This is a genomic window from Nocardioides sp. Z40_12 (assembly GCF_058215795.1).
Genome location: NZ_JBZAJA010000007.1, coordinates 121,850 through 140,723, shown reverse-complemented (window position 1 = coordinate 140,723; position 18,874 = coordinate 121,850). Strand labels below are relative to the sequence as shown.

General features: G+C 73.4%; 15 protein-coding genes. 9 read left to right on the top strand and 6 right to left on the bottom strand.

From position 1 onward, the window contains the following. Positions 1-2: 2 nt before the first annotated feature. Complete coding sequence (locus AC4BG9_RS14230; protein ID WP_490571766.1) at positions 3-1,118, bottom strand: ABC transporter substrate-binding protein; 1,116 nt, start codon at positions 1,116-1,118, stop codon at positions 3-5. A 159-nt stretch (positions 1,119-1,277) separates the two neighbouring features. On the opposite strand from AC4BG9_RS14230, the gene AC4BG9_RS14225 reads away from it, so the two are divergent. The 3 genes from AC4BG9_RS14225 to AC4BG9_RS14215 all read left to right on the top strand — a co-directional run bounded on the left by AC4BG9_RS14225 (position 1,278) and on the right by AC4BG9_RS14215 (position 6,411). Continuing rightward, the gene (locus tag AC4BG9_RS14225; protein ID WP_490571765.1) at positions 1,278-2,867 is read left to right on the top strand and encodes a hypothetical protein; all 1,590 of its coding nucleotides are present in this window, start codon (positions 1,278-1,280) and stop codon (positions 2,865-2,867) included. A 76-nt stretch (positions 2,868-2,943) separates the two neighbouring features. After that, positions 2,944-4,614 (top strand): hypothetical protein, encoded by a 1,671-nt coding sequence (locus AC4BG9_RS14220; protein ID WP_490571764.1) that lies wholly within the window; start codon positions 2,944-2,946, stop codon positions 4,612-4,614. 60 nt (positions 4,615-4,674) lie between these two features. Further along, the gene (locus AC4BG9_RS14215; RefSeq protein ID WP_490571895.1) at positions 4,675-6,411 is read left to right on the top strand and encodes a fumarate hydratase; all 1,737 of its coding nucleotides are present in this window, start codon (positions 4,675-4,677) and stop codon (positions 6,409-6,411) included. 20 nt (positions 6,412-6,431) lie between these two features. On the opposite strand, the gene AC4BG9_RS14210 is transcribed toward AC4BG9_RS14215, so the two are convergent. Next, complete coding sequence (locus AC4BG9_RS14210; RefSeq protein ID WP_490571763.1) at positions 6,432-7,694, bottom strand: MFS transporter; 1,263 nt, start codon at positions 7,692-7,694, stop codon at positions 6,432-6,434. A 56-nt stretch (positions 7,695-7,750) separates the two neighbouring features. Here AC4BG9_RS14210 and AC4BG9_RS14205 point away from each other — a divergent pair, with 56 nt between their 5' ends. Then, positions 7,751-8,728, top strand: a complete 978-nt coding sequence (locus AC4BG9_RS14205) for an ArsR/SmtB family transcription factor (RefSeq protein ID WP_490571762.1) — start codon at positions 7,751-7,753, stop codon at positions 8,726-8,728. Positions 8,729-8,731: 3 nt separating this feature from the next. Here AC4BG9_RS14205 and AC4BG9_RS14200 read toward each other — a convergent pair whose 3' ends face one another. Further along, positions 8,732-9,490, bottom strand: coding sequence for a cobalamin B12-binding domain-containing protein (locus AC4BG9_RS14200; RefSeq protein ID WP_490571761.1), 759 nt, complete (start codon positions 9,488-9,490; stop codon positions 8,732-8,734). 158 nt (positions 9,491-9,648) lie between these two features. On the opposite strand from AC4BG9_RS14200, the gene AC4BG9_RS14195 reads away from it, so the two are divergent. From AC4BG9_RS14195 to AC4BG9_RS14185, 3 genes are all read left to right on the top strand, one after another. Next, on the top strand, positions 9,649-10,338 hold the full coding sequence (locus AC4BG9_RS14195; protein WP_490571760.1) for a spermidine synthase: 690 nt from the start codon (positions 9,649-9,651) through the stop codon (positions 10,336-10,338). A gap of 40 nt (positions 10,339-10,378) precedes the next feature. Further along, positions 10,379-11,752 (top strand): class II fumarate hydratase, encoded by a 1,374-nt coding sequence (locus AC4BG9_RS14190; RefSeq protein ID WP_490571759.1) that lies wholly within the window; start codon positions 10,379-10,381, stop codon positions 11,750-11,752. Positions 11,753-11,867: 115 nt separating this feature from the next. Then, positions 11,868-13,289 (top strand): acyl-CoA synthetase, encoded by a 1,422-nt coding sequence (locus AC4BG9_RS14185; RefSeq protein ID WP_490571758.1) that lies wholly within the window; start codon positions 11,868-11,870, stop codon positions 13,287-13,289. Between the two features lie 9 nt (positions 13,290-13,298). Here AC4BG9_RS14185 and AC4BG9_RS14180 read toward each other — a convergent pair whose 3' ends face one another. From AC4BG9_RS14180 to AC4BG9_RS14170, 3 genes are all read right to left on the bottom strand, one after another. Further along, a complete protein-coding gene (locus AC4BG9_RS14180; protein WP_490571757.1) occupies positions 13,299-13,931 on the bottom strand; it encodes an aggregation-promoting factor C-terminal-like domain-containing protein in 633 nt (210 codons plus the stop codon). A gap of 176 nt (positions 13,932-14,107) precedes the next feature. After that, positions 14,108-15,415: an RNA 5'-3' helicase PhoH2 gene (phoH2, locus tag AC4BG9_RS14175; protein ID WP_490571756.1), complete on the bottom strand. Its 1,308-nt coding sequence runs from the start codon at positions 15,413-15,415 to the stop codon at positions 14,108-14,110. Between the two features lie 299 nt (positions 15,416-15,714). Beyond that, positions 15,715-16,491 carry an isoprenyl transferase gene (locus AC4BG9_RS14170; RefSeq protein WP_490571755.1) on the bottom strand — a complete coding sequence of 259 codons (777 nt, stop codon included), beginning with the start codon at positions 16,489-16,491 and terminating at the stop codon, positions 15,715-15,717. Between the two features lie 110 nt (positions 16,492-16,601). Here AC4BG9_RS14170 and trhA point away from each other — a divergent pair, with 110 nt between their 5' ends. Beyond that, a complete protein-coding gene (gene trhA / locus AC4BG9_RS14165) occupies positions 16,602-17,321 on the top strand; it encodes a PAQR family membrane homeostasis protein TrhA (protein ID WP_490571754.1) in 720 nt (239 codons plus the stop codon). A gap of 31 nt (positions 17,322-17,352) precedes the next feature. Next, positions 17,353-18,870: a protein adenylyltransferase SelO gene (locus AC4BG9_RS14160; RefSeq protein ID WP_490571753.1), complete on the top strand. Its 1,518-nt coding sequence runs from the start codon at positions 17,353-17,355 to the stop codon at positions 18,868-18,870. The last annotated feature ends 4 nt before the right edge of the window (positions 18,871-18,874 follow it).

Genomic DNA, 18,874 nt, shown 5'->3' with positions numbered 1-18,874 from the left:
CGTCAGCCGACGGCCTTGGCCCAGTTGTCGGCCAGGTAGGCCGCCATCTGCTCGGACTCCTTGTCGGTGGGCACGACCGGGTCGCCGCTCACCTCGGGCAGGTTGGCCCAGAGCTCCTCGTCGATGGTGCCGGCCTCGACCATCGCGTCGGCGCGGATCGGCCGGGCGCCGCCGGCGAGCCAGATGTTCTGCCCCTCGTCGCTGTAGAGGAACTCCTGCCACAGGCGTGCGGCCGCCGGGTGCGGGGCGTCGGCGTTGATCGCCTGGAAGTAGTAGCCGGCGATCGGCGCCTCGGCGGGGACCACCACCTCCCAGGTGTCGATGTCGTTGGTGATCGCGGCGTTGTTGTAGTCCCAGTCGATGACCACCGGGGTCTGGCCGGACTCGATCGTGGCCGGGGTCGGGTCGACCGGGATGAAGTTGCCGGCCTTCTTCAGCTTGGCGAACCAGTCGACGCCGGGCTTGATGTCCTCGACCGAGCCGCCGTTGGCGATGGAGGCCATCACCACGCCCGAGAACGCGGCGCCGGCCTGCGTCGGGTCGCCGTTGAGCGCGACCTTGCCCTTGAACTCGGGCTTCAGCAGGTCGTCGAGGGTCTTGATCTCCGGCACGGCCGAGGAGTCGTAGCCGATGGACATGAAGCCGCCGTAGTCGTTGACCCACTCGCCGTCCGCGGCCTTGAACTGCTCGGGAATGTCGTCCCAGGTCTGCACCTTGTAGGGCGCGTACATGTCGACGTTGGCGAGCGCGACCGACTGCCCGAGGTCGAAGACGTCGGGGGCGCGCGTGCTCCCCTTGAGGTCGTTGGCCGCGTTGATCTCGTCCTGGCTGGCCGCATCGGGCTGCGCGGAGTTGACCTTGATGTCGTACTTCTCCTCGAAGGTGGAGATCATCTCGCCGTAGTTGGCCCAGTCCGGGGGCAGCGCGATGACGTTGAGCTCGCCCTCCTCCTGCGCGGCCTCGACGAGACCGTCGAAGTCGCCGAAGTCCTCGACGGAGGTGGCCTTGGCGGCGTCGCTGTCGGCGTTGTCGGAGTCGGACTCGGGCGCAGCGCACGCGGCGAGGGACGCCATCGTCGCGAGGGCCGCGATCGAGACGAGGGAACGGCGGAACTTCACTCAGACCTCCAGGGCTGTGACGGTGAAACCTAGGTGCAATCTAGCGCGGCGACGCCCCCTCGGCGCCGCCGACCTCCGGCGGGGCGACCGGGCTAGACCGATCCACGGCCTCGCCCGGGCCGCGTTTTGGGGGGCTCCGAGGCGGGGAGGGTGGCGGGCATGTCCTCGCGTCGCCTCCCCCTCCTCGCCGTTCCCCTGCTCCTGCTGGCCGGCTGCTGGACCTCCGACGGCGGCGAGGTCGAGGCCCAGCCGGTCCAGCCGGTGGTCCGCGAGGCGGCGACCGTGCCGGACCGGGACCCCGACGCCGTGGCCCGGCGGCTGGCGGCGCTCGACCCGTGCACGCTCGGCCGGTCCGGGTGGCCGGGCGAGACGGACGCGCTGGCGGTGGCGCCCGGGTGGTGCCGGGTCTCGGACGAGCGGGGTCGGGTCGTTGATCTCGAGATCGGGACGACGCTCTCCCAGGACGACCGCTACTACCGGACCCGGGACGTCCTCGGCGGGGTGGTGGCCTACCACACCACCCCGGTGAGCATGTACTGCGGTTGGCAGCTCCCGGTCGACCAGGAGCGGGCGATCGAGGTGAGCTCGTTCAACAGCTCCTGCGCCCAGACTCGCCGCACCGCGCGAGCAGTGGCCCAGTTGCTCACCCGGGATCCGGAGGCGGCGCTGGCCGAGCCCTCCGCGGCCCTGGTGCCCGCCTGCGAGTGGGTCCTGCACGGCCACGGCGAGCTCGCCGACGGCGAGTCCCTCGAGCCCTACCTGTTCGGCTCGAACGGAGGCAGCGGCGAGTGCTCCGTGCGCGGCGGCGCCGATCCGACGGTCCTCGGCGTCCTCCTGCTCGGCGTCTCCCTCGACTACGGGACCCGGGCGGACCTCGTGGTGCCGTCGCCGCCGGTGCGGCCCGTCACGGTGGCGGGCCACGTCGCCACGGTCGACGACCGGGAGGGCGGCTGGGGGGAGGGCTGCACGCTGAGCGTCGCCGTCTCCCCGGTGGCACCCCAGGTGCCCTCGGGCACCGCCGACATCCTGCGTCTGCGCGTGCTGGCGCCCGACTGCCCCGGCGCGCGCCGGGCCGCGGCGAAGATGCTCACCGAGGCAGACGCAAAGCTGCCTCCGGACCTGCTGACGGACGGTCCCGTGCTGTACCCGCGAGGCGAGTCCGACCTCGCGGCCGTCGGGACCTGCACCGAGATCGTGGAGGCCGTGCAGCGCGGGTGCGCGCCGCTGCCGGACGAGGTGCAGGTGCCCGAGGAGCCAGCCGCCCGGCTGCGGGCCGCGCAGGCGGACCCGGCGGTCCTCTGCGCCGCCCTGCTCCCGCACGCGCTCGATCAGCTCGATCCGCGCGTCGTGGCCGGGACCGGCGTGCTGGACGCGGCCTCCGGAGTCTCTCTGTGGACCCCCCAGCCGGACGACTCCACCCCCGCCTGCTTCCTCGGCGAGCCGACCCACTCGCTGCACGTGTCGGCGGGCATCGTCGCGACGCCCCTGGAGGACCTCGCGCCCGTGGGGAGGGAGACCGAGGTGGTCGGTCGCGCCGCCCTGGCGGTGGACCGCAGGATGGGGGACCGACCGGGACGGAGCTGGGCGGTCGCTCTCGGCGAGCCGGACCAGCCCGGGGTGCTGTGGATCGACGTGCTGCTCACCCCCGACCGCGACCACGGCCTGGGGCGGGGGGCACCCGTGGACCGGTCGCGGATGCGACCCGTGCCTGCGTTCGTCGAGGACGCGGTCGGCGACCTGCTCGGCTGAGCCGGTCCCTGGTGGGCGAAGGCGGGAAAGAGTCGCCCCGGTTTGCGCCGTGCCCCCCCGGGGAAGGGTGTCCGGCATGTCCCTGCGCCGCGCCGCGTCCGTGCCGTTCCTCGTGCTCGTCCTCGCGCTGACGGCCGGGTGCTCCCTGCTCGACGATGCTCCCGGCGACGACGCGGCGGCCTCGCCCGAGCGGGCCGTCCCGGCGGCCGTGGTCAACCCCGACCGCGACCGGGCCGCGGTCGACCGCCGTCTGGCCGCCCTCGACCCGTGCGCCCTCGCCCTCGCGGCGGGAGCCCCGCGCCCGGCGCGGGCTCACTCCCCGAGCTGGTGCGAGCTGGGCGGTGCGTCCGGGAGGGTGGACGTGCTGCTCGGCGTCCCACTCCCCCAGGACGCGCGCCGCCACCGCGCCCGGGGCTTCCTGGCGGGGGCGGTGGCCTACGCCTTCATCCCGGGTTCCCCCTGCGGCTACTACCTGCCCGTGAGCCAGCAGCTGGCGGTGCGGGTCTCCGCCCGCGGCGACGCCTGCGCAGACCTCGACGAGCTGGCGACCGGGGTGGCGTACCTCCTGCAGTGGGAGCCGGAGACGATGACGGCCCCCGCCTCCCCCGCCTCCGTCCCGGCCTGCGAGTGGGTGCTCGCCGCACACGGCGACCTGAGGGAGGACGAGCGCCTGGTCCATTCCATCTTCGAGGCTCCCGGCGAGCGGTCGGGCGAGTGCTCGGTGCAGGGCCCGGGAGGCGGCGGCCTGTCGGGCCGCATCCTCGGCGTCGCCCTCAGCCACGTCGCCGGCACCGAGCTGGTCGCCCGGGACCCGGAGGTGCCGGCCGGGGTCGCGGGGGCCGTCGTGCTCGAGAAGGAGCTGGAGGTCGAGGGCCGGGCCGCGGTCGAGGCCCGTGGACCCGACGAGTGCGTCATCGACGTCGCCGTGGCGCCGCTGCCCGCCCCGCTCCCCATCGGCGCCGACACGCTGCGACTGCGGGTCGCCACCGCCAGCTGCGAGGCGTCCCGCGCGGCGGCCACCGCGATGCTGACCGCCTTCGGAGAAGGTGCGCCCGACCTCCCCGACCTGACCGGCGAGACACTTCTCTACTCCGCCGACGGCCCCGACCCGGCGACCCTCTCCGGCCCGGCCGAGGACTCCGACCTCGCCGCGGTCGGGGCGTGCGTGCACGTCCTCGCCGCCGAGGAGCGCGGCTGCGCGCCCGCGAGCGACGCGGAGGTGCCGCCGGACCCGGCCGACCTCGTGCGCGCGGCCGGGTCGGACCCGCGGGTGACCTGCGCGGCCCTCCTCCCGCTGGTGCGGGAGCACTTCGGCGAGGACCTGGTGGCCGGCACCGGCGTGCTCTCGCGGGACAGCCGGCTGCACCGCAACGACCGGGAGGGCCCGGCGCGGCCGGCGTGCTTCTTCGGCGAGCCCGACCACGCGCTCCACCTGACCGCCGCCGCCTCCTGGTCCACGCTCGAGGACATCTACTCCTTCGGCGCCGACGAGACCGAGGTGGCCGGGCACCCCGCCCTGGAGTACGCCCCCGCCGAGAACACCGGCCTGCCCGCACAGGGCTGGGCCCTCGCGCTGGACGATCCGGCCCAACCGGGCGTGCTCGTGATCGAGGCGACGGTGACCTCCCCCCGCGGATACGGCCTCGACCCGAAGGCGGCGGACCCGGCCCTGCTCGACCCCGTGCCGACGTTCCTCGCGGACGTGGTGGCGCAGGTGCTCGGCTCCGGGCCGCGCGACGAGGTCTGAGCCGGTGACCGGGCAGGGGCGCGCCCGGAGGTAACCTCACCGTCCGTGAGCACTCCGAGCATCCCCTCGCCCGCCACCCCTGCCGCCCCCGCCGCCGCGGCCGGCCCGGAGTTCCGCTACTCCGACCTGCTGCCCACCGGGCGCGACGAGACGCCGTACCGGCTGATCACCACCGAGGGCGTCTCCACCTTCGAGGTCGCCACCCAGGACGGCCAGCTGCAGACGTTCATGAAGGTCGAGCCGGAGGCGATCCAGCGGCTCACCGCCGAGGCGATGCACGACATCAGCCACTACCTGCGCCCGGCCCACCTGGCGCAGCTGCGCAAGATCATCGACGACCCCGAGGCCAGCGGCAACGACCGCTTCGTGGCGCTGGACCTGCTCAAGAACGTCAACATCTCCGCCGGCGGCGTGCTGCCGATGTGCCAGGACACCGGCACCGCGATCGTGATGGGCAAGAAGACCGAGGGTGTGCTGACCGGCATCGACGACGGTGAGGCGATCAGCCGGGGCGTCTACGACGCCTACACCAAGCTCAACCTGCGCTACTCCCAGCTGGCCCCGCTGACGACCTACGAGGAGAAGAACACCGGCACCAACCTGCCGGCCCAGATCGAGATCTACTCCACCCCGCAGACCAGCGGGCGGCCGGAGTACAAGTTCCTCTTCATGGCCAAGGGCGGCGGCTCGGCCAACAAGTCGTTCCTGTTCCAGGAGACCAAGGCCGTCCTCAACCCCAAGCGGATGCTGGAGTTCCTGGACGAGAAGATCCGCTCGCTCGGCACCGCCGCCTGCCCGCCGTACCACCTGGCCATCGTGATCGGCGGCACCAGCGCGGAGTTCGCGATGAAGACCGCCAAGTACGCCTCGGCGCACTACCTGGACAACCTGCCGACCGAAGGGTCCATGGCCGCGCACGGCTTCCGCGACCTCGAGCTGGAGGAGCAGGTCTTCAAGCTCACCCAGGAGTTCGGCATCGGCGCCCAGTTCGGCGGCAAGTACTTCTGCCACGACGTGCGGGTGGTCCGGCTGCCGCGGCACGGCGCCTCCTGCCCCGTGGCCATCGCGGTCTCCTGCTCCGCCGACCGTCAGGCGCTGGGCAAGATCACCCCGGACGGCGTCTTCCTCGAGCAGCTCGAGATGGACCCGGCCCAGTACATGCCCGACGCCGGGATGGCCGAGGAGATCGCGGGCGGCGAGGTCGTCAAGATCGACCTGAACCGGCCGATGGCCGAGATCCTGGCCGAGCTCTCCAAGCACCCGGTCAAGACCCGGCTCTCCCTGACCGGCCCGCTGGTGGTGGCCCGCGACATCGCGCACGCCAAGATCAAGGAGCGGCTCGACGCCGGCGAGCCGATGCCGGAGTACCTGCGCAACCACCCCGTCTACTACGCCGGCCCCGCCAAGACCCCGGAAGGGATGGCCTCGGGCTCCTTCGGCCCGACCACCGCGGGCCGGATGGACTCCTACGTCGAGCAGTTCCAGGCCGCCGGGGGCTCCATGGTGATGCTGGCCAAGGGCAACCGCTCCAAGCAGGTCACCGACGCCTGCGGCACCCACGGCGGCTTCTACCTCGGCTCGATCGGCGGCCCCGCCGCCCGGCTCGCCCAGGACTGCATCAAGTCCCAGGAGGTCATCGAGTACCCCGAGCTCGGGATGGAGGCGGTCTGGAAGATCGAGGTCGAGGACTTCCCCGCGTTCATCGTGGTCGACGACAAGGGCAACGACTTCTTCACCGACCCCTCGGGTGCGGTGACCGTGCCGCTGACCGGGATCCGGGTGCGCTCGGCCCAGTAGTGCCGGTCCGACCGGCGCGCTCAGGCCGGCAGCGCGTCCTGGGTGCGCTGGATGCGCTGAACAGCGGCCAGACGCGCCACCGCGGCGACCGCCGTCCCGGCGGCGGCGAAGAGGACCGCCAGCAGGACCCAGCCGGGCATCCCGTGGTCGACAGCGGTCGCGGTGACGAGGGCCGGCGACACCATCGTCGCCACCGCGTAGCCGGTGGACGAGAGGCCCTGGTAGGCCCCGGCGCTGGCCGGATCGGCCAGCTCGAAGGCGAGGCCCCAGGCACCGGCCTCGCACCAGACCTCGGCGAAGGAGCCGACCACCTCGGCGGCCAGCAGGGCCACCACCGCCCACACCACGCCCGCACTGCCGGCGGCGCCGTAGAGCAGGCAGGCGACCGCGAGCAGCAGGCTGCCCCGTCGCACGACGCGTCCTGCGGTGCCGATGTCGTGGGTGCCCCGCGAGGCCCGCACCTGGAAGAGCGCCACCAGGACCGTGTTGAGGACGAGCAGCACCGAGATCATCACGTCCGGCGCGTCGGTGCGGGTGGCGATCCACAGCGGGACGCCGACGCTGGTGAGGCCGAAGTGCATGGCGATCACCGAGTTGAGCGCCACCGAGGCGACGTAGGTGCGGTCGCGCAGCGGTGACGGGCCGCGTGTCCGGTCCGGCACCAGGTGGTGGTCCATCACGGCGCCGAATCCCTCCACCCGGCGGCGCAGCCCGGTCAGCGGCACGGTCGCGAGCAGGGCGACCAGTCCGACGGCGACCATGGTCGCCTGGTAGGCGACGGCGGTGCCGACCAGCAGCGCGCCCGCGGCCAGGATGGTGCCCAGGCCGATGAAGAGGTTGGTGATCACCCGCAGCCGGGCCCGGATGCCGACCCGGTCCGGGCCGGCGAACCAGCGCACCTGCACCGTTGCCCTCGCCGTGCCCTGCAGGCTCCGGCTGGCCACCGCGACGCAGGCGATGAGCGTGAAGCTCACCGGGCCGTCGGCCAGCACGTAGGCCAGCATCGCGACGCCGTGCACCGCGTTGGCCCAGATCTGCAGCCGGTCCGCGCCGACCCGGTCCGCGGCGTGGCCGCCGACGAACGAGCCCACCACCCCGGTGAACCCGGCGATCGTCAGTCCCAGCCCCACGGTGGTGACCTCCAGGCCGATCACCCGGGTGAAGTAGAGGGCGCTGACACTGTAGAAGAGGCCGTTGGCCAGCGCGCCGGCCATCGTGGCGAAGGTCAGCGCCCGCTGCACGGGGTCGGCGGGGAGGAAGAGGCGGTGGAGGCGGTCGAGCACGTCGCCTGTTCTCCCACGTCCTGGCCGCGTCCGCCAACGATGTAGCGTCCTGCTTCATGGTCTGGGCGATCGAGTACGAGCTGACCGGCTCCGGCTACGCCGCGGTGCGGTTCGCGCTCTCCCCGATGAACGAGCTCGCGCTCTCGCTCCGCCTGTGGCGCGATCCCGGCCGCTACCCGCTCCACCTGCCCTGGTTGCAGCGGACCGCCCACCTGCGGGAGGGCCTGGACACCGAGATGCTGCTCGCGCTCACCAACACCGATCTCTGGACGCCGGACTTCCTGACCCCGCGACCACGCTCGCCGCTGACCCGGTTCGACGAGGAGCTGGCGGCGCTGGCCCGGACTCCTCTCGACGTGGTCCGCGAGGACCTCGCCGAGGTGCACCCCGACCCGGCCACCCGCCCGCCGGCCCTCGCCGGCCGGGCCGACCAGGTGCTGCGCCGGATCGTCCGGGCTCTGACGGCGTACTGGACGGAGTGCTTCGCGCCCTGGTGGCCGCGGATGCGGGCGGTGCTCGAGGCCGACATCATCTTCCGGGGGCGCACCATCGCGCGCGACGGGCTGGCGGCGATGTTTGCCGGGCTTTCGCCGAGGATCAGGCTCGTCGACGACGTGGTGCGCGCCGAGATCAGCTCAGCGGGCGGGTTCCGCCGCTCGACCGACGGGGAGGGGCTCACCCTGGCCCCGTCGCTCTTCACCCGCCACGCGACGGCGCCGATCTCGGCCGCCGAGGCGCCGCTGATCGTCTACGGCGCGCGCGGAGCCGGCACCCTGTGGGAGAGCGACCGGCCCGCGGCACCCCGAGCCCTGGCGGGGCTGGTCGGGGAGGTCCGCGCCCAGCTGCTGCGCATGCTCGACGCCCCTGCCTCCTCCACCGAGCTCGCGGTCCGCCTGGGCGTCACCGCCAGCGCGGTCAACCAGCACCTGCGTGCCATGCGCGACGCGGGCCTGCTCAGCTCCGCCCGCCACGGGCGGTCGGTGCTCTACCTGCGCTCCGGCCTCGGCGACGAGCTGCTGCGCGCCGGGTCGTAGCCGTCAGACCTTGGCCTTGACCGCCGCGGCCAGCCGCTGGGCCGCGGGCATCACCTGGTGGCCGAGCTTGGTCACGTGCTCGGAGACCTGGCCCTGGTAGCTGCCGCCGACGAGGACCGGGAGGCCGGGCACCGCGCGTGCCAGGGTCTCCGCGACGCGTCGGCACGCGTCCACGTCCTCCGCGGACGGGACGGCGATCACGACGCCCGCGGGCGGACGGCGCGTCACCGAGTCGACCCAGGCCTGCACCGGCACGTCGCCGCCCAGGTAGATCGCGTCGATCCCCGCGTGCCGCAGCGCGATCGCGAAGGCGAGCACTCCCAGCTCGTGCCGGGAGCCGGGCACGAGGCCCACCAGGACGCGCGGCGCGTGCACGTGGCGGGGCGCCTGGTCGAAGAGGGTCGCGAGTCGCCGGTGCACGCTCGCGGAGGCGAAGTGCTCCTCCGCGACGCTGATCTCGTCCCGGGCCCACGCCAGGCCCAGCTGGTGGAGGGAGGGCAGCAGCCAGCCGTCCACGACCTGCTCGAAGGGGCCGAGGGCGAAGCCCTCGTCCAGCGCCCGGGTCACGGCGGCGCCGTCGAATCCCACCGCGGCGCGCCACAGCGCGTCCTGGTCGCCCACCGTGGCGACCGGCACCCGCGGCTCCTCGGCGTGCTCCTCGACCCGCACCCGGAGGGCGGCCTCGGTGGCGGAGAGTCCCTGGTGGAGGAGGTCCGAGATGCCGGAGAGCCGGCGCTCTGGGCCCCCCTGGTCCTCGTCCATGGGGTGCTCCAAGGTGCTTGCGTCCATCTCATCGCCCGATCACTCATGCTCCATCGCCACCCGGTGACTTGAGCACGACTACGTCGACAGTAGCCCCCTTCACCTGACATGGACAGCCACGAGGTGTGACGGGTCCTCCGGCGGGGAACCGCAGGGACATGAGTGACACCGTCCAGCACACCGAGGTCGCCCGCGCCGAGTCCCCGCGCGGCGAGGTGGTGCTGCGCCGCCGCAGCCGTGCGGGGGCGCCCGACGTGCTCGAGCTGCGGGTCAACGGGGTCTTCGTGATGGACACCCTGGAGACCAGCTCGGAGATCGAGATGGCCGCCCTGGCCCTCGAGCTGGTGCCGGACCCGCGCGACGTGGTGGTCGGCGGTCTCGGCCTGGGCTTCACCGCCCAGCGGGTGCTGGCCGACCCCCGCGTCGAGCGGCTCTCGGTGGTGGAGATCGAGGAGCCGCTGGTCGGGTGGATGCGCGACGGGACGGTGCCGCACGGGCCGGCGCTGCTGGCGGACCGGCGGCTCCAGATCGTGGTAGCCGACATCGCGATGGCGGTGGCGGAGGCACGCACAGGGCACGATCTGCTCCTGCTCGACGTCGACAACGGGCCGCGGTACCTGGTCCACGACGACAACGCCGGCCTCTACGACGAGCCGTTCCTCGCCCGGTGCCGCGACCTGCTCAACCCCGGCGGCGCGCTGGTGATCTGGTCGGCCTCCGCCGACGCCGGGCTCAGCGACGCGATGGCCGCGGCCTTCGGCGACGTCGGACACCGCGCCGTCGACGTGCTCCTCCAGGACCGTCCCGAGCAGTTCCACCTCTACCACTCCCACCGCCCGGCCTCGTGACCTCGGGTGCCGCCGCGGGCCGGTGGGTACGGTCGTCGGCATGAGCGACTACCGCACCGAGCACGACTCCATGGGCGAGGTCCAAGTGCCTCGCGACGCCCTGTGGCGGGCCCAGACCCAGCGCGCCGTGGAGAACTTCCCGATCAGCGGCACCCCGGTCGAGCCTGCCCTGGTCCACGCCCTGGCCCTGGTCAAGAGGGCCGCAGCCGGCGTCAACGCCGAGCTGGGGGTGCTGGACGAGGCGCACGCCGAGGCGATCCGCAAGGCCGCCGCCGAGGTCGCCGCGGGGCAGCACGACGACCACTTCCCCATCGACGTCTTCCAGACCGGGTCGGGGACCAGCACCAACATGAACGTCAACGAGGTCCTGGCCTCGCTGGCGGGTGAGGGCGTCCACCCCAACGACCACGTCAACGCCAGCCAGTCCTCCAACGACACCTTCCCCACCGCGATCCACGTGGCCGCCTCGCTGGCCGTGAGCCGCGAGCTCGTCCCGGCTCTGGAAGTGCTGGGCGGGTCGCTGGCCGCCAAGGCGGAGGAGTTCGCCCACGTGGTGAAGTCCGGGCGCACCCACCTGATGGACGCCACCCCGGTGATGCTCGGCCAGGAGTTCGGCGGGTACGCCGCCACCGTGGCCTACGCGGTCGAGCGCCTGGAGTCGGTGCTCCCCCGGGTCCGCGAGCTCCCCCTGGGCGGGACCGCGGTCGGCACCGGCATCAACACCCCGCCCGGCTTCGCGCCCCGGGTGATCGCGAGCCTCTCCGACGAGACCGGCGAGCCCTTCAGCGAGGCGCGCAACCACTTCGAGGCCCAGGGCAGCCGCGACTCGCTCGTCGAGCTCTCCGGCGTCCTGCGCACCTACGCGGTGGGGCTGACGAAAATCTGCAACGACCTGCGCTGGATGTCCTCGGGCCCGACCACCGGGCTCGCCGAGATCCGGCTGCCCGACCTCCAGCCCGGGTCGAGCATCATGCCCGGCAAGGTCAACCCGGTGCTCCCCGAAGCGACCCTGATGGTCTGCGCCCAGGTGGTCGGCAACGACGCGACGGTCGCCTGGGCCGGCGCCGCCGGGAACTTCGAGCTCAACGTGATGATGCCGGTGATCGCCCGCAACCTGCTGGAGTCGATCCGGATCCTGGGCGCCGCCAGCCGGGTGCTGGCCCATCGCTGCGTCGAGGGGATCACCCCCGACACCGAGCGGATGCGCCGCTACGCCGAGTCGTCGCCGTCGGTGGTCACCCCCCTCAACAAGCACATCGGCTACGAGTCGGCCGCCAAGGTCGCCAAGAAGGCGCTGGCCGACGGTGCGACCATCCGCGAGACGGTGCTCGCCATGGGCTTCGTCGAGCGCGGCGAGCTCACCGAGGAGCAGCTCGACGCGGCGCTCGACCTCGAGTCGATGACCCACCCGTAGGAGTCGGTCCACCGTCCGCGCCCGGCCACGGCCACTCGGCGCGCGCCAGCGGGACCAGGACCAGCGGCACGGGCAGGCAGACAACGCCACGGCGCCAGGGGCGATGATGGCGTGCGTGGAGACGATCGCGACCGCCCTGACCGAGGGCCGCGGCCACGGTCCGGTGACCATGGCCGGGACGACGCTCGCTCCCGACGCGCTGCTCGGGGCGGCGGCCGCCGTCGCCGCCGGGCTGACCGGGCAACGGCGGGTGGCCGTCCTGGCCGCCCCGACCATGGAGACGGTGGTCGCCGTCGTCGGCGCCCTGCTCGCGGGCGTCGAGGTCGTGCCCGTGCCGCCGGACTCCGGCCGCGCCGAGCTCGACCACCTGCTCTCGGACTCCAGCCCCGGCCGGTGGCTGGGAGCCGCGCCGGCGGGAACCTCGCTGCCCGTCCAGCCGGTCGACCTCGCCGTCCGCGCGCCGTACCGACCCCTCGACGTGGACCCGGACCGGACCGCCTTCGTCCTCTACACCTCGGGCACCACCGGGCTGCCCAAGGGCGTGGTCCTCTCCCGCCGCGCGGTGGCGGCCGACCTCGACGCCCTCGCCGACGCCTGGGCCTGGACACCCGACGACGTGCTCGCGCACGGGCTGCCGCTCTTCCACGTGCACGGCCTGGTGCTCGGGGTCCTCGGCCCGCTGCGGGTCGGCTCCGGCCTGCTGCACGTCGGCCGGGCCACCCCCGCCTCCTACGCCGCCGCAGCGGCCGACGGGGCGACGATGTTCTTCGCCGTGCCGACGATCTGGTCGCGGGTGGCCGAGGAGCCCGAGCACGCCGCGGCCCTGCGCACCGCCCGGCTGCTGGTCTCCGGCAGCGCGGCGCTCCCGGTGCCGGTCTTCTCCCGGCTTCGCGAGCTGACCGGCCACGAGGTGGTCGAGCGCTACGGGATGAGCGAGACACTGATCACCGTGGCCACCCGCGCCGACGGCGTGCGCCGCGCCGGCTGGGTCGGCGTCCCGGTCACCGGCGTGGAGACCCGGCTGCGCGGCGAGGACGGCACCGAGGTGCCGCACGACGGGGAGTCGGTGGGCCGGCTCGAGGTCCGCGGAGCGACCCTGTTCGAGAGCTACCTCGACCGGCCCGAGGCGACCGCGGAGGCGTGGACGGCCGACGGGTGGTTCCGGACCGGCGACGTCGCGGTGGTCGCTCCCGACGGCGCCCACCGGATCGTGGGCCGCGAGTCAGTCGACCTGATCAAGTCCGGTGGCTACCGGATCGGCGCCGGGGAGGTCGAGTCGACCCTGCTGGGCCACCTCGCCGTCGCCGAGTGCGCGGTGGTCGGCGAGCCCGACGAGGACCTGGGCCAACGGATCGTCGCGTACGTCGTCCCGCGGGGCGCCGCGCCCCGGGCCGCCGACGCGCTGGCCGCCGAGCTCACGGCGTACGTCGGCGCGGAGCTCTCGGCCCACAAGCGGCCCCGGGAGATCCGGTTCGTCGACGCGCTGCCGCGCAACGAGATGGGAAAGGTGCAGAAGGCCCGGCTGCTGCCCCGCTGAGCGTGTGGCTCAGTACCAGTTGTTCGCGGCCTTGAAGGACCAGGCGGCGCAGGGGGTGCCGTAGCGGTCGGCGATGTACTCCAGGCCCCAGCGGATCTGCACCTCGGCCGAGGTCATGTAGCCCGCCGGCAGGTCGTGCGTCTGGGTGAGTGCCTGCGGGATGCCGTACGCCGACGAGGTGGGGTTGTCGGCGTCCACCCGCCAGTTGCTCTCGCTGACGTAGAGGGAGTCCAGGCAGCCGAACTGGGAGACCGAGAAGCCGAACTCCGGCATCAAGGCCCGGGCGATGTCGCGGGGGTCGGAGTCGTCGAGCTTCTGGGTGCGCTTGGTGACCAGACCGGCCGAGGTGGAGAGCGCGACCTTCTTCACCGGGTCGCGGCTGGCGCGGCGGTCCGAGCGGGAGACGGTGCCCCGGTCGGCGAGCCGCTCGCCGGCGATCTCGGCCGTCGCGGTGCTCCCGGTGTCGGCGGTCAGCCCCTCGGGGGCCTGGGAGACGATCCCGGTGGAGACCGCCGCGCCGGTCGTCACCGCGGCGACCCCGGTCATCACCGCCGCCCGGCGCAGCAGCCGGCGCGGCTCCCGCTCCAGGCGGTGTGCGCCGGGGGCGCGGTGCTTGGGGACGTGCTTCTCGGGGCTCGACACAGGCTCTGGAACGACTCTCGGTGACTCAGGGGAGGCGGCCCGGGGGCCGCCACTGCGGGTGACTCGTGGCCGGCTGACCTCCGTGAAGGACCACGGAGCGACCACGCGTCACCATGCAGGGTCTCGCCCGCCCAGGCAAACCACAGCCCCACTTTTGGGGAGTCTTGGGAGGAGAGTCACACGGTGACGTCCTCCAGCATCTCGGTGACGAGCGCGGCGATCGGCGAGCGCTCCGAGCGGGTGAGCGTGACGTGCGCGAACAGCGGGTGCCCCTTGAGCTTCTCCACCACCGCGACGACGCCGTCGTGCCGTCCCACCCGCAGGTTGTCGCGCTGGGCCACGTCGTGGGTGAGCACCACCTTGGAGTTCGCCCCGATCCGCGACAGCACGGTGAGCAGCACGTTGCGCTCCAGTGACTGGGCCTCGTCGACGATGACGAAGGCGTCGTGCAGGGAGCGGCCACGGATGTGGGTCAGCGGCAGGACCTCGAGCATCCCCCGGTCGAGCACCTCCTCGACCACGTCGGGAGAGACCAGGGCGTTGAGCGTGTCGAAGACCGCCTGCCCCCAGGGCGACATCTTCTCCGACTCCGAGCCGGGCAGGTAGCCGAGCTCCTGCCCGCCGACGGCGAAGAGCGGACGGAAGACCACGACCTTCTTGTGCTGGCGCCGCTCCAGCACGGCCTCGAGGCCGGCGCAGAGCGCCATCGCCGACTTGCCGGTGCCGGCCCGTCCGCCGAGCGAGACGATGCCGATCTCCGGGTCGAGCAGCAGGTCCAGGGCGATCCGCTGCTCGGCGGAGCGGCCGTGGATCCCGAACGCCTCCCGGTCGCCGCGGACCAGGTGGACCCGCTTGTCGGCGCCCACCCGGGCCAGCGCCGTGCCGCGGTCGGAGAGCAGCACCAGGCCGGTGTGGCAGGGCAGCTGACGCGCCTCGTCGAGGTCCAGGACGCTCTCGTCGTAGAGCAGGTCCAGCTCGGCGGCCGCGACGTCCATCTCGACCATCCCGGTGTAGCCGGACTCGGCCTCGCTGACCCCCTCGGCCCGGTACTCCTCGGCGTCCAGACCGACCGCGGAGGCCTTGATCCGCAGCGGGAGGTCCTTGGAGACCAGCGTGACCCGGTGCCCCTCGTCGGCCAGGTTGCGGGCCACCGAGAGGATCCGGGTGTCGTTGTCGCCCAGCCGGAAGCCGGAGGGCAGCGATCCGGGGTCGGTGTGGTTGAGCTCGACGCGGAGGGTGCCCCCGGCCTCCCCGACCGGCACCGGCTGGTCGAGACGTCCGTTGACGACGCGGAGCTCGTCGAGCATGCGCAGCGCGCCGCGGGCGAAGTAGCCGAGCTCGGGGTGGTGCCGCTTCCCCTCCAGCTCGGTGATGACCACGACCGGGAGCACCACCTCGTGCTCGGCGAAGCGCTTGATCGCGCCGGGGTCGGCCAGCAGGACGCTGGTGTCCAGGACATAGGTGCGGTGCTCGGTGGTGGTCACGTCGTTCTCACCCTCACGGGGCGGCGCGCGCACTCCTCGCCCGCCCCTAGTTCGTGCTGACGGACCGGGTGAGGACCCGAGGACCGGAGTGCCGGCCCCCTCCGACACCGCGCGGGGCGAACTGCCCCGTCTGGTGTGCTGCGAAGTCGTGACTGGTCACGAACGGCCTCCCGGTTTCGGTGAGCTTCCCCACTCGCCGATGCTTGGGAAAGTACGCCGTCCGGGGCGCCACCACCAGCGACACGCCAGAGCCCGGGGGTCAATCGGCGGGGCCGGTCCGGGGCCCGTCCGGGCGCGCCTCAGGTGCCGAAGCGGCGCTCCCGCTCGGCGTAGGCGCGGATGGCGCGGAGGAAGTCGACGCGCCGGAAGTCGGGCCACAGCGCCTCGCAGAAGTAGAACTCGCTGTGCGCGCTCTGCCAGAGGAGGAAACCGCCGAGGCGCTGCTCGCCGGAGGTCCGGATCACCAGGTCGGGGTCGGGCTGGCCCTTGGTGTAGAGGTGCTCGGCGATGTGCTCGACGTCGATGGTCTCGGCCAGCTCCTCCAGGGTCGCCCCCGCCGCCGACCGCTCCAGCAGCAACGAGCGCACCGCGTCGGCGATCTCGCGGCGGCCGCCGTAGCCGACGGCCACGTTGACCAGCAGGCCGTCGACCTCGCGGGTGGCCTCCTCGGCCGCCTTGAGCCGGGCACGCGTGGGGTCGGGCAGCAGGTCGAGCGCCCCCACCGGGTGGACCCGCCAGCGGCCGGTCGCGGCCAGGGACTCCACCGCTCCCTCGATCACCGCGAGCAGCCCGGCGAGCTGGTGCGGGGGCCGGTTGAGGTTGTCGGTGGAGAGCAGCCACAGGGTGACCACCTCGACGCCGACCTCCTCGCACCAGCCCAGGAACGGCCCGATGTTGTCGGCACCGGCCTGGTAGCCCCGGCTGGTGTCGGCGCCGACGGCTTTGGCCCAGCGCCGGTTGCCGTCGAGCATCACCCCTACATGTTTGGGGATACGGTCGGAGGGCAGGAACTTCACCACGCGGGACTCGTAGGCCGGGTAGAGCAGCCGGCGCACGGCGTCCTTGAAGTTCCCCATGCCCCGGATGCTACCGAGGCGTCAGAGAGAGAGGTGCGACGGCACGTGACCCACGTGAGAAGGATCTCGGTCGTCGACCTGCAAACCTACGGTGTCGTAAGTTGGGAGTCATGAGCGAGTCAGTGCGCGAACGGATGGATCACCTGCACGACAGGGTGGACGACGCGTTCGAGGAGGTGAAGCCCCGGCTGCGAGGCTGGCTGCACGCCGGCACGGTGCCGGTGGCGCTGGTCGCGGGCATCGTGCTCGTCGCCCTCTCCCCCGACGCCTCCACCCGCGTCGGCTCGGCCGTCTTCGCACTCTCCGCCCTGCTGCTCTTCACGGTCTCGGCGCTCTACCACCGGGGGCGGTGGTCCTCGCGGACCCACGTCCACCTGCGGCGCTTCGACCACTCCAACATCTTCGTGCTGATCGCGGGCTCCTGCACCCCGTTCGCCGTGCTCCTGCTCGACGGCGCCGAACGCTGGTGGATGCTCGGCATCAGCTGGGGAGGCGCGCTCGCGGGCGTGGTGATGAAGGTCTGGTGGCTGAGCCACCCCCGCTGGCTCTCCGTGCCGATCTACATCGCGCTGGGTTGGGCGCCGATCTTCTTCTTCGGCGGCTTCGTGGAGGGCGCCATGGCCTACGGGCGCGAGCTCGGCACGGCCGTCATCGTGCTCGTGGTCGTGGGCGGCGCGCTCTACACGATCGGCGCGATCGTCTACGGCTTCAAGCGACCCGACCCCAACCCCCGCTGGTTCGGGTTCCACGAGGTGTTCCACACCTTCACCGTCCTCGCCTTCCTCAGCCACTACGTCGGGGTCTCCCTGGCGACGTACTCGCTGCGCTGACCGCCTCCGGGCGGTCAGTACCGTGGAGGGAGTGACCCCGCAGCCCGTCCCCTCGTCCGCGCCCACGCCCGCACCCACGGCCCCCTCGAGCACCGGCGTGCGCCTCGGCCACGCCTTCGCCTCTGCCCTGCCCGAGCTCGCGGTGCCCTGGCAGGCCGAGCCCGCGCCCGAGCCGGAGCTGCTGGCCCTCAACGACCCGCTCGCCCGTGACCTCGGCCTCGACCCGGACTGGCTGCGCACCCCCGAGGGGGTCCGCCTGCTGACCGGCGAGGCGGTGCCGCCGGGCGCGACCCCGGTGGCCCAGGTCTATGCCGGCCACCAGTTCGGCGGCTGGTCGCCCCGCCTGGGCGACGGGCGGGCCCTGCTGCTGGGTGAGCTCACCGACTCCGAGGGCCGGTTGCGCGACCTGCACCTGAAGGGCTCCGGCCGGACGCCGGTGGCCCGCGGCGGCGACGGTCTCGCGGCGGTCGGCCCGATGCTGCGCGAGCACCTGGTCAGCGAGGCGATGCACGCCCTCGGCGTCCCGACCACCCGGTCGCTCGGCGTCGTCGCGACGGGCCGCGCGGTGCAGCGCGAGACGGTGCTACCCGGCGCGGTGCTGGCCCGGGTCGCCTCGAGCCACCTGCGGGTCGGCAGCTTCCAGTTCGCGGCCGGCACCGGCGACGTGGCCCTGCTGCGCCGACTCGCCGACCACGCGATCAGCCGCCACCACCCCGACGCGGCCCAGGCGGAGCAGCCCTACCTGGCGCTCTACGCGGCCGTGGTCGCCGCCCAGGCCGAGCTGATCGCCCGGTGGCTGGCGGTGGGCTTCGTGCACGGCGTGATGAACACCGACAACATGACGATCTCCGGGGAGACGATCGACTACGGCCCCTGCGCGTTCCTCGACGCCCACGACCCGGCCCGCGTCTTCAGCTCCATCGACACCGGCGGGCGCTACGCCTTCGCCAACCAGGCCGCGGCAGCGGAGTGGAACCTGGCCCGGCTCGCCGAGGCGATGCTGCCGCTCTTCTCCGAGACCCCCGAGGAGGCGGTCGAGCAGGCGACCGCCGTCCTTGCCACCTTCCGTCCCCGTCTCGCCGCCGCCCGGACCGAGCGGACCGCGGAGAAGCTGGGGCTCGCCGGACTCCCGGGCGGAGCCGACGCGCACACGGTGGCCGCCCTGGGCCAGGAGCTGGAGGCCCTGATGGCTGCGGGCCGGGTCGACCACACCTCGTTCTTCCGCGCCCTGGGCGACGCCGCCCGTGGGGACCGGGAGCCGGCCCGCTCGCGGGTCCTCGACCTCGCCGGCTTCGACTCCTGGCTGGAGCAGTGGCTGGCGCTCGGACCCGACCCGCGCCTGATGGACCGCTCCAACCCGGTCCACGTGCCGCGCAACCACCTGGTCGAGGAGGCCCTCACAGCCGCGACCGGCGGAGACCTGGAACCCTTCGAGCGGCTGGTGGAGGCGGTGACCGACCCGTTCGAGCCGCACCCGGACAGGCAGCGCTACGCCGAGCCCGGACCCGAGGAGTTCGACTCCACTTTCCAGACCTTCTGCGGGACCTGAGGCC

Coding starts and splice junctions, on each gene's coding strand:
- AC4BG9_RS14205 (WP_490571762.1), top strand. CDS start 7,751: ATGGTCTGGGCGATCGAGTACGAGCTGACCGGCTCCGGCTACGCCGCG.
- AC4BG9_RS14195 (WP_490571760.1), top strand. CDS start 9,649: ATGAGTGACACCGTCCAGCACACCGAGGTCGCCCGCGCCGAGTCCCCG.
- AC4BG9_RS14170 (WP_490571755.1), bottom strand. CDS start 16,491: ATGGGGAACTTCAAGGACGCCGTGCGCCGGCTGCTCTACCCGGCCTAC.
- AC4BG9_RS14225 (WP_490571765.1), top strand. CDS start 1,278: ATGTCCTCGCGTCGCCTCCCCCTCCTCGCCGTTCCCCTGCTCCTGCTG.
- AC4BG9_RS14220 (WP_490571764.1), top strand. CDS start 2,944: ATGTCCCTGCGCCGCGCCGCGTCCGTGCCGTTCCTCGTGCTCGTCCTC.
- trhA (WP_490571754.1), top strand. CDS start 16,602: ATGAGCGAGTCAGTGCGCGAACGGATGGATCACCTGCACGACAGGGTG.
- AC4BG9_RS14190 (WP_490571759.1), top strand. CDS start 10,379: ATGAGCGACTACCGCACCGAGCACGACTCCATGGGCGAGGTCCAAGTG.
- AC4BG9_RS14200 (WP_490571761.1), bottom strand. CDS start 9,490: ATGGACGAGGACCAGGGGGGCCCAGAGCGCCGGCTCTCCGGCATCTCG.